Source organism: Candidatus Bathyarchaeota archaeon (assembly GCA_030739585.1).
Classification (GTDB): domain Archaea; phylum Thermoproteota; class Bathyarchaeia; order TCS64; family TCS64.
Genome location: JASLYX010000003.1, coordinates 25,842 through 39,200, shown reverse-complemented (window position 1 = coordinate 39,200; position 13,359 = coordinate 25,842). Strand labels below are relative to the sequence as shown.

Here is a 13,359-nt window from a genome sequence, read left to right as displayed (position 1 = left end):
TAGAATAGAATGACAATAAAACGGGCATGCATCCTGGGTGCAACCGGAGCTGCAGGTCAGAACATCGTAGAATCCCTTACCGACCACCCTTGGTTCAAGATAGATGCCCTGGCAGCGTCCAGCAGGTCCGCTGGAAAGAGATACGGAGACGCTATAAAGGAAGCCGTTTTCTTTGAGAAGACACCGGGAGACAAAGTCCGCAACATGACGGTTCTGAACGTGGATGAGATCGATCCTCTGAATTATGACCTAGCTTTTACTGCCCTCCCCTCGGGGGTTGCGAAAGGACTCGAAGCAAAATTCGCTGCACACATCCCGGTGTTTAGCACAGCCTCGGCCTATAGGTATGAGGACGATGTCCCGGTGCTGATTCCTGATGTCAACCCCAAACACATAGCTCTTATCGACGTGCAGCGCCGGAACCGGGGGTGGAAGGGGTACATTGTTCCAGGACCGAACTGCACGACGGTGGGACTTGTCGCGACCCTGAAGCCCATCATGGACGCCTTCGGGGTGAAGAGAGTGAGGATGATCTCTATGCAGAGCCTTTCTGGGGCAGGGGAGAAGGGCCTCAGGATTGACTCCCCCTATCGGGCAAAGGTAGAGATGAACGTATACCCCTATATTGAGGGGGAGGAGGAAAAAGTTGTCAGGGAGACTAACAAGATCTTGGGGAGCATCGCAGATGGAAAGATCGTCAACGCTGGGATTGATATCCACGCTACATGTACTAGGGTCTACGTCGACAAGGTCCATACTGAGGTGGTAGACGTCGAGACGGAGAAGCCTGCAACCCTAGATCAAATTAAGGCGGTACTTGTGATGTACGAGTCAGAGCCACAGAGGCTTGGGCTTCCATCAACCCCAGAGAGGTCCATCCTAGTTTTCGACGAGAAGGACATGCCCCAGCCTAGGCTCCATAGAGAGCAGGGTTATATGGTGACTCAGGTTGGAAGGCTGCAAGAGAATCCCGTTTTAGTGAACGGTTTCACATATATTGTAACTAGTGATAACCTAGAGAAAGGAGCTGGGGCGGGAGTCGTTAACACAGCCGAGTTCCTTAAGGTCAAAGGATATCTCTAGAGAGATGAAACAACAGATGGCGGAACCATTGAAAGTCGCTCTCCTTGGCGTGGGCACAATAGGCAGAGCCCTCCTCCAGGCAACTCATGGCGACCTCAGATTCAAGTTTGTGGTCCTTGGGGATAGCAGCGGAGCTGTCGCCAAGAAAGAGGGCTTCGCGGACAGCGAGATCGCTGAGATTATCCGACTTAAAGAGTCTGGAAGTTCCATTTTAGACCACTGGGGAACCTCGGATCATCTTGAGGGCGTTGGGGAGGCTCTGGGCAATTATTATGTCGATGCACTTGTGGATGCAACCGCGAGTCAGACCTTCGATCTGATCAACCGATCTCTGAATTACACCTCAGTGGTGACTGCGAACAAGATCCCGATAGCGGATGTACATTATGGTCAGTACGAGAAACTGGTTTCCAAGGCGAGGAAAGAGGGGCGGATTCTTGACTTCGGGACCACCGTGGGGGCCGGTATGAGGATACCCGACGTGATCATGGAGATGGGATCAAATGGCGTGAACCGTTTCATGGGATGCCTCAGCGGGACCATGAGCTTCATATCCCAGAGACTGAACCAGGGGCATACTCTTTCCTCCGCAGTCAAAGCTGCCATGGAGCCCCCGCGGAGTTACACAGAGCCGGACCCTCGGGTTGATCTGGGGGGTCTTGACTTTGGGAGGAAGCTTGTGATCCTCATAAGAACATGCGGGAAGGCAGTTGAAATCAATGATGTGGAGATCCAAAACCTGGTGCCCCCACACCTTAAGGCGCTGCCCCTCGGGGAGTTCCTAGAGAGTCTTGGGGACCTCGACCACTCCTTGGGGACAAGGTTCGAGGACGCCAGAATAAACGGAGATGTTATCTGGTATGTAGGGACCGCGGATCTTGTCAAGAGGATATATTCTATAGAATTCACAAAGTTCCCAGCGAACGACCCCATTACTAGTAGCAGGGACTCTGATAACGTGCTGACGCTCTACCCAAAGGGATGGACAAGACCCGTCTCCATTATAGGTCCTGGGGCGGGACCAACAGAGACTGCATCCGGTCTGATCCGAGGTCTCCGGAACGTAGCTGAGAACGTGTATTAAGGTACCATTTTTTTCATCCTCTCTTTCGAGGGCTTTTTCAATCAGGGAGGGACTCCATCTATGATTGTTATGGAGTCTGATAGGTATGAGCGAATCATGGTAACGATGCGTCTAGGGGTCCCGGACAGGGTTCCCTGGGCCCTCTGGGGCCACTTTCCAGCTGTCCCCTTTCTCAAGTACTACAGCTGGGAGAAGGCGAACAGGGACGGCGAGGAGTCCGCTCGGGCCCACCTAGCCCTCCTAAGATCCCTGGATTACAAGATGGACCTTCTCAAGGTTACCCCGTTCTACAGGTTCATGGCCTGTCAATGGGGCTCCAAGTTCCGTTGGGAGGACAACAACGAGTCACCTCCAACGATTGACGTCATTGTAAAAACCTCTAGTGACTGGGAGAAGCTCTGGGTACTGGATCCCCGGAAGGAGCTCCGGGAATCCCTAAGATGCGTAGAGATCCTCTCCAAGGAGCTGTATGGGATGCCCTTCATCTACACCATTCCCAGCCCCATCGTCCAAGCCCTCCACGGCGTTTCGAATCCCGAGAGGGTCTATAAGGACATGGTGGAGAACCCAGACGCCCTCAGGGAGGGGCTGGAGACCATAACCCAGACCACTATAGACTTCGCGAAGGAGGTGATTGCCGAGGGGGCTACAGGGGTCTTCTTCGGAATCGGCGGCGGGGGTAAGTTCTGGTCCCGTATGACTCGCGAGCAACTCGAGGAGTACGCCTTAGGATACGATAAGATGGTACTGGAAGCTATCAGCGATGCCCCTGTAAAGCTCCTCCATATCTGCAGCGCGGGAGGTGAGGACCCCCAGAGGAACGGGGGCTACATGGAGGAGGGCTGGTTCAAGAACTACCCGGTGGACGCCATCAACTGGGACAACGCCCTTTTTACACCTGTAGAGAGGGCAAAGGAGATCTACGGGGGCAAATTCTGCATCGTTGGGGGAATCGACAGGAAGAAAACTCTCTTTGAGGGAACCCCTCATCAAGTGGAGGTAGCGGTTAAGGACGCCATTGACAGGGCTGGTAGGGGTGGAGGCTTCATTGTGGGTCCTGGATGTACCCTGAACGCGTCTACGCCTGTAGAGAACTATAATGCCGTGGCTCGGGCCGTAGAAAAGTACGGTAAATACAAGAGTTAAGGGCGCACGCGATTTCTCTGCTTCGCGGATCCATAAAGCCTACAACAGAATTTTTTTTAAGCTAGTTCACATTGAGATTTTGAAGCATCGAGCTTTTTGGATTTCTGGGGTGAATGATTGGAGGCCAACGAGAAGATCAAGGGGATCGTGGGAGAGGTCAGCCTAGAGAGAAACAAAGGCAAGTTTAACTCCTTCAGCATTACCGTGGGGCTTACTTTGAAGAAAGGTGGGCTCACATACGCTCAAGGCGAGCGGCTTATCACCAAGATGCGGAAGGAACTCCTTGGGAAGGAAGTGGAGATCTCTGAGATCAGTCATCTCTGCCCTGTCTGCGAGAAAGGGTTTAAAACCATGCTGGGAATGAGGCAGCACGTTCGTATGGTCCACAATAAAGATAAACCGAAGGAAAAAAGGATAGCAACTAAAACGAAGATACCCCCTAAAAAGAAGAAAAAGACCAAGGAAAATTCTAGCTGAAAAAACCATTGTTCCGTATGACCATATTTAAAGACGGCTGCATTACTGATACATTGGCTCCTCTTCTTCAAGATATTCCCCGCGCGCGCGAGTCTACCGCGCTCTGTAATCCTTGTAGGGTTTTATCATTCCAATTTACTCGGAATGCCACATATGAATCATCATTTGATTATTTGTTTTAATCCCGTTTAGGATGAAGACAACAATTTGTTAGAAAATCTTTACAAGGGTCTGGTTTAAATACCAATACGCAGGGAAAGAGCCGCATATGGTACTGGAGAAGTTGGGCTCGAGCCTTTACGATGCCCTCCAGAAGGTTTTCAGGGCAGCGGTGGTGGATGAAGACCTAGTTAAGGAGCTTGTAAGAGACTTCCAGAGGGCCTTACTCCAGGCTGACGTTAACGTCCAACTCGTTATGGAGTTGAGCCAGGAGATCCAGCAGCTGGCCCTCGACGAAAAGCTGCCTCCCGGCATCAGCCGCCGGGAGCACGTCGTGAAGACGGTCTACGACAGTCTCACAAACTTGGTAGGGGAAAGGCCCCGTCAGTTTGATATCCGTCCCGGCAGGCAGAATATCATCATGCTCATTGGGATCCAGGGTTCCGGGAAGACCACCCATGCCGCCAAGCTGGCCCGCTACTTCCAGAAAAGGGGGCTGAAGCCTGCTCTCATCTGCGCCGACACCTTTAGGCCCGGGGCTCATGACCAGCTCCAGCAGCTCGCCGAATCTATAAACGTGGACTTCTATGGGGCGCCTGGGAACCATGACCCCATCAAGATCTCTGGAGACGGAGTTAAAAAGTTCCGTGATTATGAAGTAGTGATCCTAGATACATCGGGGCGCCATAAGGAGGAAAAGTCCCTTATTGTCGAAATGCAGCAAATCGTCAAAGCCGTTAATCCCCAAGAGATCGTACTAGTTCTGGACGGCACTATTGGGCAGCAGGCGACGGTTCAGGCCTCGGCCTTCCAAAAAGCCACCAAGGTGGGCTCCATCATCGTCTCGAAGCTTGACGGCTCCGCCAGGGGCGGGGGCGCCCTGAGTAGCGTCGCAGCAACAGGGGCCCCCATTAAATTTATCGGCATTGGGGAAAAGATCGATGACTTGGAGGCTTTCGTCCCGAGTCGTTTCATCGGTAGACTATTGGGGATGGGGGATATCGAGAGTCTCGTCACAAAGGTGAAAGAGGCGGAGGTGGATTTTTCTCAGAAGGATATCAACTCTATACTATCCGGAAAGTTCACCCTCTCGGATATGTATCATCAGTTCGAGGCGATGAGGAGCATGGGCCCCCTCCAGAAGGTCCTCAGTATGGTTCCGGGTTTCAGTTATAAGCTTCCGGAGGCTCAACTTGAAATGGCAGAGGAGCGGATGGACAGGTGGAAGTACATCATCGATTCCATGACCCCTGGAGAGCGGGAGACCCCCAAGATCCTTAACGCCTCCCGGGTCAGGAGGATCGCCCAGGGCTCCGGGACCACCGAGAAAGAAGTAAGAGAACTTATAAAGCAGTATAACGCGGTGCGTAAGATGTTCCGGCAGCTAAAGGGTAGACGGAGAATGCTCAATAGGCTGCCCTTCAAGTTCGGATGAGGTTGTTTCAATGCCTAAATCACGTGGACCGCGAAGAAAAAGCCGCAGTGTCCTCACCAAGAGGGTGAGGGAAAAAGGTAAGTTAGGCCTCAGCAGGCTCCTTGTTGAGTATGATTTGGGGGATAAGGTGGTTATCAATATAGACCCAGCGATCCAGAAGGGGATGCCCCATAAACGGTTCCAGGGGAAGGTCGCGACGGTGGTGGAAAAGAGGGGAAACGCGTTCGTCCTTGACATCCCTCAGAGGAAGACGTCTAAGCTTGTGATCGCCCGCCGAGAGCATATCCAGAGGCATAGTTGAGGTTCTCGATTTTGTCCATTAAAGAAAAGAAGCCTATCACTGTCGCAGAAGTGAAGAAGCTGCTAGAGGCCGGTATCGATGATCTGGATCCATTACAGAGAAGAGTCCACGACTACACTGTGAGATTCAGCAAATTGGAGGCCGATCGGGGGAAGGCCATGCTGGATGATCTTATGAAGATAGGCATAGAAAGGACCTTAGCAGTCCAGATCGTGAACGCTCTCCCGGAGAGCATCGGCGAGATAAGGACCTTTTTGGGGCGGCGCCGGATCATCGCTGAGGGCCTAATGACGACTATATTGGGGATAATTGAGAAATACAGGTCCCAATAAGTAGTTAACAATATACTTTAGGTCCGGTAAGCCCTATGCTAAGATCCCCCAAAAAGTACGAGGAATACGCATACGTTCTCGATGAGTTCACCCACGGCAGGTTAGGGGTACATCGGTCACAGTTTCCAGGGCGGGAAGTGATTCAGATCATCGGAGACTCCTTCTTCACCCTTCTCGAGGCCGTCCCCCACAAGGACACGAGGTTCCCCCAGGGGGAGCGGATCTATGTAGGGAAAAAGGGGCGTACCAAAGTGGAGCACATTCTGGGGCGCATCAGCTACCATAAGCTTACATCGGAGGCGAGGGCTGAGCTCCCCGTCATATTAGAGACGATAATTAAGGCTGACGAGCTTCGATTCATCCATTTCTTCAACAACTCCCAGTCCCTGACCCCCAGGATGCACGCTATATCGCTAATCCCAGGCATCGGGAAGCGGCTTATGTGGCAAATCATAGAGCAGAGGGAGAGGAAACCCTTCAATGGGTTCGAGGACCTCCAGGGCAGGGTGAACCTCACGGACCCTGTGAAGCTGCTTGGTCGCAGGATCATCAAGGAGCTTTCTGAGGAGGAAAAATACCAGCTCTTTGTCCGTTCTGCTTAGAGTACGCTTGCTGTCTGAAACAAACCTCAGAAGCAGGCAGATCTACCTGTAGGAGAGATGCACAATACCTCACTAGCTTGGTTCAGGAATGTTTCCTTGCCGAATGCGGTTTCGAGGAGCGCGATTCCAAACCCAATTGGAATCAGTTAGTTTTCCTGTTGAATTGTAACCCTGGCCTCCTAGAAGCAGTGACCGCCCTTTTCCCCGCATATCTCCTGACAGGATATGGCAACTCAAGAAGTCGCTGAATGGAAAAATGTCAACAAACATCAAAGTAAAGGGGGATTAGTTAGATAACCTTCTCTTTTGATCTTGATGATTCTGGACTATTTTAATCCGATCAATCAAATATAAAGATCTCTTCTCTTACACATTTTCTATATTGTACAATAGAGGGAGGGGGGTCTTAGAGATCACCTAAGAAAACACCACCAAATGCCAAAAGGACCCATTAAGCGCTCCAAATCGATCTGAACTTAAATAAAAAATAGGCTCTTAAGTAACAAATTCTAAGAAAATATATACTTCAACTCCTCCAACAAGTTTTTAAGACTCAACCTCTCCAGCATCACGGTAACGATGAACGCCAGCAACTTCCGCGTCAAGAAGAATATGTCATACGCCCGTCGAGAGTATATGGGTGGCATACCCGGCAGCAAGATCGTAAAGTTCACCATGGGTAATCCTAACAAGGAGTTTAATTATACTGTCGAGCTTCGCAATCTCAAGGCGGGGCAAATCCGCCACAACGCCCTAGAGTCTGCTCGCATCGCGGCCAACCGAACTCTTGAACCACTAGGAAGAGAAAACTTTTTCCTGAAAATAGTGCCCTTCCCTCATCAGGTCCTAAGGGAGCACAAACGCCTTAACGTTGCCCAGGCAGACCGATTTCAGGAAGGCATGAAGAAGGCCTATGGTAAAGCTGTCGGCACTGCGGCTCGGCTCAAGATGAACAAGCCCATCCTCATCGCGAAGGTAGACGAGGAAAACATCGAGAGCGCCAGAACAGCCCTTAAACGGGCTAAGGACAAGTTCCCTGTTCCATGCAGGATAATCGTCAAGAAAAATTAGAGTTTTGAGCCCAGAGTCCAACCTCCCAGATTTCCCACTGATAAGGATAAAAACAGGTAGTCCCACAAGCTCCCACAGTGGACTCTATGTACAACCTAGATCAGGATCGAGTGGCTCGGGAAATTAAGGAACGTAAGGCCACGAGGGTCCTCCTTCAGGTCCCCGCAGGCCTCCGCCCCACCGCCTTCACCCTGGCCCAGACTCTCACCGAGGAGACCGGCGCAGAAATCATAATCAGCGGCGACTCCTGTTTCGGGGCATGCGATCTCGCCCTTATCCCGGCCCAGACCATCGAGGCTGACCTCATAGTACACTATGGTCACAGCCTAATGATCAAATCTAAGACTCCCGTCCTATACGTCGAGGCAGCATACGACTTCGACGCACCCGCCCTCGCCCTGAAAGCCCTTCCCCTCATAAAGAACTGGGCCCAAGTCGGTCTCACCACCACTGTCCAACACGTCCACCGTCTTAGGGAGGTCGCTGATACCCTTCAAGCCAACGGGCTTCTCATATCCATAGGTAACGGCAACCCCACCTACCCCGGTCAGGTCCTAGGATGTGACTATACTGCCGCCCGGGCCATTGCCGATGACATACAGGGATATCTCCATATCGGCGCCGGCAGATTTCACCCACTCGGCCTCGCCGCCACTACCGGGAAACCCATTGCCACTGCAAACCCCTACACCATGGAAACTCAATTGCTCCCTGAGCGGGAGGTAAAAGTCCTCGCCATGAAACGTATGGCAGCCATCCACGCTGCTAGGAATGCTCAGACCTGGGGCATCCTCGTTAGCACCAAGCCTGGACAATGTCACATCCCCCTGGCCAGACGCTTCCAGAGGCTCTTCACAGAGCACGGTAGACAAGCTTCTATCATTCTTCTTGACATGATCACCTCGGACGCCCTCGCCAATTTCACTGAGCCTCAAGCTTATGTTGATACCGCATGCCCCCGCATCGCTATTGATAACCCCCCTGACACCACCCGCCCCACCCTCACTCCAAACGAGGTCCTCATCTCTCTCAACAAGAAAACATGGGAAGACTCCTGGGCCAAAGGCTATCTAGAAACTAGCTAACAAAAAGAAAAAGGACAAACGTCTCCTACTCTAACTAGTCTTAGTAAGCGGGTGAGTAAAGTTACTGATGCTATAAAAGAGATTAAACGTTTCGCGCGTGCATAGAATTTGGCGATAATATCCAATGTGATTTGGTAGATCATAGGGTTTATTAAAAAGAGGAGCGATTAGAGGCCCTGAGCTCTCAAAGTTTAACCAAACGATCCTATAGAGGGTTCAAACATACTCAAGGATTCAACACAAAACTAAGGGTTTCCGAAAACAATGGCGAAAAAGATGGAAGATAAGGACGTATTCCCCGGCGCGGAACTAGCGGTGATTGAGGTCTTCCAAAAGGGGGTAGGAGCCTATCAACTGCATGGGGATGTTCGATCCGCTGAGCTCGGGAGGGCCCATTACGACCTCATAGACAGGCGCGTTAAAGTAGAAAAAAAGACAAGGGATCTTATCCTCCCTTTGGAGGGCTCAGACGTTATGGCTGAGGTAGGTTCCGTGATGAGGAGGGACGCCAGGGTGGATATTTTCAGGATAGACGGCGAGAATATAGCCAAGCCGTGGACGGGGGAGATCCACATCAGTAGCGTAGAGAGAGAGTTCTCTAGAGATATGGCTATGGCCATGAAGAGTAGTGATATCATCAAAGCCAGGATAATCAATACCAAGAACAGGATGATCCTGCTCTCGGTCAGGGGCCCTGAGTATGGTGTGGTCTTTGGTTATTGCACTAGGTGCGGTTCCATCTTGGAGCTGCAGCAGGGCCGTCTCAACTGTCTTAAATGTGACCGGGGCGAGAGGAGAAAGATTGCATCCACCTACGGGAAGGAGGATCTCGTGTGAAGCTCAACAAAGTCAGTGTAAATGGGAAGCAGCTTCAGCTGGAGTTCGGTGGTGAGGGACACACTCTCCTCAACCTACTGCAGAGCTCCCTACTCCGGATCGGTAACGTAAAGTTAGCAGGATACTCCCGTCCCCACCCCTTAATGGACAGGTCCGTATTTTATGTCACGCTGAAGAGGGGGTCGGATTTCGATAGAGTTCTCATCAGGGGCGCCAAAGATGCCAAGAAAGGCCTCGCAGACTTTTTAAAGAAATTTAAGGCAGAGATCGCTAAGAGAAACTAGTACCATGAAAAAACGCCCTTAGAGATTTGATGCCTCAGAGGTGTGATAAAGACTCAGAGAATCAAGAAAGAGATACGGGTCATCAGATCCCATCATTCAGAGTCCTCCCTAAAAGTATCTATGAAACCGTTAGTGTTGTATTAGGGAGGAGTACTGGCTAGATGGAGTCTTAAAGACCAGTTCTGGGGATCCAATCCCTAACCACAGATATAGTCGGGGCGACGAAAATCTCCGGCCATCACCCTTAGACAAGGGGTATCCTCTTTCACCGAGACCTTTTTGACGACAGCGCAGAGATCGCTTTTCTAGAGATTATCTCTGAGGACAGGGAAGCCCGCTCTAGCCTTATGATTCAAGGCCACCTCGCCGAAACGCAAGTTCCAAGCCCCCCCCGTATTCAAGGTAGATGAGAACAAAGTAACAAGAATCCTGAAGTCCAGTCCAAGAACCATAATATATACTTCGTGGTTTTTTGGATTGCCCGATTCTTAGCCGATTCATTCAAACTAAATTAACAAACATAATCTTTAAAAATAACTTTTTAGAGTAGAGGTTGGCAGCAGGAGGGTATTCTTGGTAAAATTCTGTTCAGAGTGTGAAACGATGCTTGTACTCGACGTTAATCAAAAGATGTATGTCTGTAAAAAGTGCGGGGCAGAAGAGCAGATTGAGGCCGAGAGATCCATCCCCAGAGAAAACAAGGGCCAAGAAAAGATCATCATGATCGGCACGAAGGAGAAGAATCTGAATGTCCTCCCCCAGACCAAGATCAAATGCCAAAAATGTGACAACGCCAGTGCCTTCTGGTGGATGGTTCAAACCCGGGGCATCGACGAGAGCGCCACTCAATTCTTCCGCTGCACCAAATGTTCACATACATGGCGAAGCTATGCCTGAAGGGGGCATCTTTTTAGATAACTCCATGCCTAAGTATAGTCATAACCACCATCAAAACTGAGGGGTTCCATTGTTTGAAGTAGAATTATCACGAATCGACACCTTCCGAAACCTGGTAAAAGCATTATCGGTCATCGTCGACGAGGGAACTTTCAATATAGACGGGGCCAAGATGAAGCTACTAGCTATGGACCCGAGCCACGTAGCCATGGTAGACTTTGAGCTCCCTAGTGAGTTCTTTGACAAATACATCTGTGAGGGGGAGAATAGGCTCACCCTGAACATCGGTGAGTTCCTCAAGTTCATTGACAGAGTAGATAAGGACGAGAATGTTCGGATTAGACTAGATGAGCCCAACGCTAGGCTGAACATTCACTGTAAGAGGGGTGGACACACCCGCAGGTTCTCTATGCCAATCCTAGAGCCCCTAGACGACGAGGTACCTCAGCCCAAGATTTTCTTCAAGGCTTCAGCGCGAATCCTAACTCAGAGCCTCCGGAGGGCCATCAGGGACTCTACCCTGGTAAGTGAACATGTTAAGATGGAGGTCGCGAGCGACATCTTCAAAGTGAACGCCACTGGGGATATGGGGAGCGCTCATAGCGAGTGGGCGAAGGATTCTGACGAACTTTTAGAGATCAAAATGGAGGAGGCCGCGAGCGCCACTTTCACGTTAAGCTACCTCCAGGACATCGTTAACGCAGTCACGGCATCCAGCGAGGTCGCCAACCTGGAGATCTCTACAGATATGCCCATTAAGATGGATTTCGAGCTCCCCCAAGGACATCTGTTATACTATTTGGCGCCCTGTATCGGCGTCTAACTTTTCTGTAATAAATCTTTACTTTCACGGTTCACTTGTTAACATAAATTGCCAAGAGGAATCTCAAATTGTCCGGTTCTTCTGTTTTTATACCTTTAATGATGGAGCTTTTGCATCTCCTAAGATCCATTAATGCCCTCGTTAGACCTGATCTAGAGGGATTTGACGCGCGCGCAAGACTGAATGCACTACCCGAGTAGTTCGCATTTATGACTGACATCATCCCCGTTGAGAGAATTGTTTTCTACCTCTTTTTCTATCACGTTAACCCCCCCCAACATGTCTATGTCAGATGCGTTATAACTGCCATCAAGTCGATGGAGGGATTAGCGTTCACATGGAAGGGGACCGACCAGTTCACTCAACTAATGAATCTATTTTCGTAATCCCTGTTGATGTTACTTTTCGAAAAGAAAACGGTAGCACTGATATTCAGCAAGACCACGGAGACTAGAGGGACGGCGACCTCTAGGAACACGCTTGGAAATGGCATTCTACTGCTTGAGCGAGGGTACGCGTGTAGCCTCTATTAGGGTCAAAGGTCCAATCTAGCCTGGCACTTTTTGGGAAAAGGATAATATTCCCCCGTGTTTCCATAGGTTTGGAAGTGGCCCAAAAGTGATCTCCGAGAGGGAGGCTGCTAAATACCCTTTCCTCCACAACGCTGTTACACTCGTTCATGCCATAGACCTAACCTTAGAGGATCTTATGGATCCAGGACACGCAAAAGTCCTGGACCGGGCCGAGAAGCGAGTCGCTCAGGCCATAATAAACGGTGAGACTACCTCCGAGCTAGAAGACACTATCATGGAGCTGTTATCTTTTCCTGTAGGCAACATGTTCGTTACCGCCTTGGGAGAGGAATTCCTCTTCAGAAGATATGCCCTCTCGGAGGCGGTGAGGGCTCAAGGACTCCTGAAAGACGAGACGGAGGAGCGATTGGCTAAGATCGCAAGACTCGAATTCGGTTGGACCCTCAGACTTGTTGACGAGAGGCTTGACGGACGTGTGTATAAGTTTGAGTTGCTTTTTAGTGATTACCTGAGGAATGCTGCGGTTTTCAGAGAGCCCAAGTGGAAGATCGTGAACCGGCTTATGAAGGGAGGTTACGTTCTTCTAACAAGGAGGGAGGCAAGCAGGCTATTACAGGAAGAGATCCAAGGGCGAATCAAAAATCTGGTTTCAAAACGCGGCCAGATATCTCTCCCCGGTCCCCTTGGGGCTAAAGTGGAGATCCTCAAGAAGATTTTCGAGGAGAATAGGATGAGACTAATGGGGGGTGATCTTCCCCCGAAACTCGTGAACGAAGCTTTTCCCCCATGCATTCGGCATGCGTACGAGGGACTTATGGTGGGAAAGAGGCTCAGCCATATGGAGCGGTTCGGCCTTACGTCTTTCCTGATCAATGTGGGGATGGATATTGACGAGATCGTGAGTCTCTTTATGTCCGTTACAGATTTCGATGAGGAGTTTACTCGGTACCAGATAGAGCACATAGCCGGGCTCAGGGGGGGTCGGACCAAATATACGCCGCCCACATGTTCCACATTCAAGACCCACAGCGTTTGCATTAACCCTGAGAGGCTCTGTCAGCACACCAAGCATCCTTTACACTTTTACAGAATAAAGGTGAGGGACATCCAGAGAAAACAAAGTCTGGAAAGTGCGGACTTAGCGCTCGTGGATAATTAATGTGCAGGAGAAGGGAGCGATAGGAGCCAAGGAGCAGAATGATAAGACTTT

At 50.5% G+C, this 13,359-nt stretch carries 16 protein-coding genes; all 16 read left to right on the top strand.

Features of this window, described 5'->3' with window-relative positions; genetic code table 11:
- Positions 1-9: 9 nt before the first annotated feature.
- The 16 genes from asd (at position 10) to QGG23_03665 (ending at position 13,308) form a co-directional block, all read left to right on the top strand.
- Entirely contained in the window at positions 10-1,083 is a 1,074-nt protein-coding gene (asd, locus tag QGG23_03740) for an aspartate-semialdehyde dehydrogenase (protein MDP6048539.1), read from the top strand.
- Positions 1,084-1,099: 16 nt separating this feature from the next.
- Entirely contained in the window at positions 1,100-2,167 is a 1,068-nt protein-coding gene (locus tag QGG23_03735) for a hypothetical protein (GenBank protein ID MDP6048538.1), read from the top strand.
- Between the two features lie 60 nt (positions 2,168-2,227).
- The gene (locus tag QGG23_03730) at positions 2,228-3,313 is read left to right on the top strand and encodes a uroporphyrinogen decarboxylase family protein (protein MDP6048537.1); all 1,086 of its coding nucleotides are present in this window, start codon (positions 2,228-2,230) and stop codon (positions 3,311-3,313) included.
- Positions 3,314-3,430: 117 nt separating this feature from the next.
- A complete protein-coding gene (locus QGG23_03725) occupies positions 3,431-3,790 on the top strand; it encodes a C2H2-type zinc finger protein (GenBank protein MDP6048536.1) in 360 nt (119 codons plus the stop codon).
- A gap of 268 nt (positions 3,791-4,058) precedes the next feature.
- Positions 4,059-5,384, top strand: coding sequence for a signal recognition particle protein Srp54 (locus tag QGG23_03720; GenBank protein ID MDP6048535.1), 1,326 nt, complete (start codon positions 4,059-4,061; stop codon positions 5,382-5,384).
- Positions 5,385-5,394: 10 nt separating this feature from the next.
- Positions 5,395-5,685, top strand: a complete 291-nt coding sequence (locus QGG23_03715) for a 50S ribosomal protein L21e (GenBank protein ID MDP6048534.1) — start codon at positions 5,395-5,397, stop codon at positions 5,683-5,685.
- A gap of 11 nt (positions 5,686-5,696) precedes the next feature.
- Positions 5,697-6,017, top strand: a complete 321-nt coding sequence (locus QGG23_03710) for a hypothetical protein (protein ID MDP6048533.1) — start codon at positions 5,697-5,699, stop codon at positions 6,015-6,017.
- A 35-nt stretch (positions 6,018-6,052) separates the two neighbouring features.
- A complete protein-coding gene (locus QGG23_03705) occupies positions 6,053-6,619 on the top strand; it encodes a DUF655 domain-containing protein (GenBank protein ID MDP6048532.1) in 567 nt (188 codons plus the stop codon).
- 579 nt (positions 6,620-7,198) lie between these two features.
- Entirely contained in the window at positions 7,199-7,690 is a 492-nt protein-coding gene (locus QGG23_03700; GenBank protein ID MDP6048531.1) for a 50S ribosomal protein L16, read from the top strand.
- An 86-nt stretch (positions 7,691-7,776) separates the two neighbouring features.
- A complete protein-coding gene (dph2, locus tag QGG23_03695) occupies positions 7,777-8,775 on the top strand; it encodes a diphthamide biosynthesis enzyme Dph2 (GenBank protein MDP6048530.1) in 999 nt (332 codons plus the stop codon).
- 264 nt (positions 8,776-9,039) lie between these two features.
- Positions 9,040-9,612: an exosome complex RNA-binding protein Csl4 gene (locus QGG23_03690; GenBank protein MDP6048529.1), complete on the top strand. Its 573-nt coding sequence runs from the start codon at positions 9,040-9,042 to the stop codon at positions 9,610-9,612.
- Positions 9,609-9,896, top strand: a complete 288-nt coding sequence (locus tag QGG23_03685) for an RpoL/Rpb11 RNA polymerase subunit family protein (GenBank protein ID MDP6048528.1) — start codon at positions 9,609-9,611, stop codon at positions 9,894-9,896. The genes QGG23_03690 and QGG23_03685 overlap by 4 nt, the downstream gene beginning before the upstream one ends.
- Before the next feature lie 573 nt (positions 9,897-10,469).
- A complete protein-coding gene (locus QGG23_03680; GenBank protein ID MDP6048527.1) occupies positions 10,470-10,793 on the top strand; it encodes a transcription factor S in 324 nt (107 codons plus the stop codon).
- 70 nt (positions 10,794-10,863) lie between these two features.
- Positions 10,864-11,616, top strand: a complete 753-nt coding sequence (gene pcn, locus QGG23_03675) for a proliferating cell nuclear antigen (pcna) (protein MDP6048526.1) — start codon at positions 10,864-10,866, stop codon at positions 11,614-11,616.
- A 395-nt stretch (positions 11,617-12,011) separates the two neighbouring features.
- Positions 12,012-12,149 (top strand): hypothetical protein, encoded by a 138-nt coding sequence (locus QGG23_03670; protein ID MDP6048525.1) that lies wholly within the window; start codon positions 12,012-12,014, stop codon positions 12,147-12,149.
- Positions 12,150-12,234: 85 nt separating this feature from the next.
- Positions 12,235-13,308: a DNA primase large subunit PriL gene (locus tag QGG23_03665; protein MDP6048524.1), complete on the top strand. Its 1,074-nt coding sequence runs from the start codon at positions 12,235-12,237 to the stop codon at positions 13,306-13,308.
- The last annotated feature ends 51 nt before the right edge of the window (positions 13,309-13,359 follow it).

What these genes read in the sequence shown, in the direction of transcription:
- QGG23_03720 (MDP6048535.1), top strand. Translation starts at nt 4,059, where the DNA reads ATGGTACTGGAGAAGTTGGGCTCGAGCCTTTACGATGCCCTCCAGAAG.
- QGG23_03700 (MDP6048531.1), top strand. Translation starts at nt 7,199, where the DNA reads ATGAACGCCAGCAACTTCCGCGTCAAGAAGAATATGTCATACGCCCGT.
- QGG23_03670 (MDP6048525.1), top strand. Translation starts at nt 12,012, where the DNA reads ATGTTACTTTTCGAAAAGAAAACGGTAGCACTGATATTCAGCAAGACC.
- QGG23_03715 (MDP6048534.1), top strand. Translation starts at nt 5,395, where the DNA reads ATGCCTAAATCACGTGGACCGCGAAGAAAAAGCCGCAGTGTCCTCACC.
- dph2 (MDP6048530.1), top strand. Translation starts at nt 7,777, where the DNA reads ATGTACAACCTAGATCAGGATCGAGTGGCTCGGGAAATTAAGGAACGT.
- asd (MDP6048539.1), top strand. Translation starts at nt 10, where the DNA reads ATGACAATAAAACGGGCATGCATCCTGGGTGCAACCGGAGCTGCAGGT.
- QGG23_03705 (MDP6048532.1), top strand. Translation starts at nt 6,053, where the DNA reads ATGCTAAGATCCCCCAAAAAGTACGAGGAATACGCATACGTTCTCGAT.
- QGG23_03735 (MDP6048538.1), top strand. Translation starts at nt 1,100, where the DNA reads ATGGCGGAACCATTGAAAGTCGCTCTCCTTGGCGTGGGCACAATAGGC.
- QGG23_03730 (MDP6048537.1), top strand. Translation starts at nt 2,228, where the DNA reads ATGATTGTTATGGAGTCTGATAGGTATGAGCGAATCATGGTAACGATG.
- QGG23_03690 (MDP6048529.1), top strand. Translation starts at nt 9,040, where the DNA reads ATGGCGAAAAAGATGGAAGATAAGGACGTATTCCCCGGCGCGGAACTA.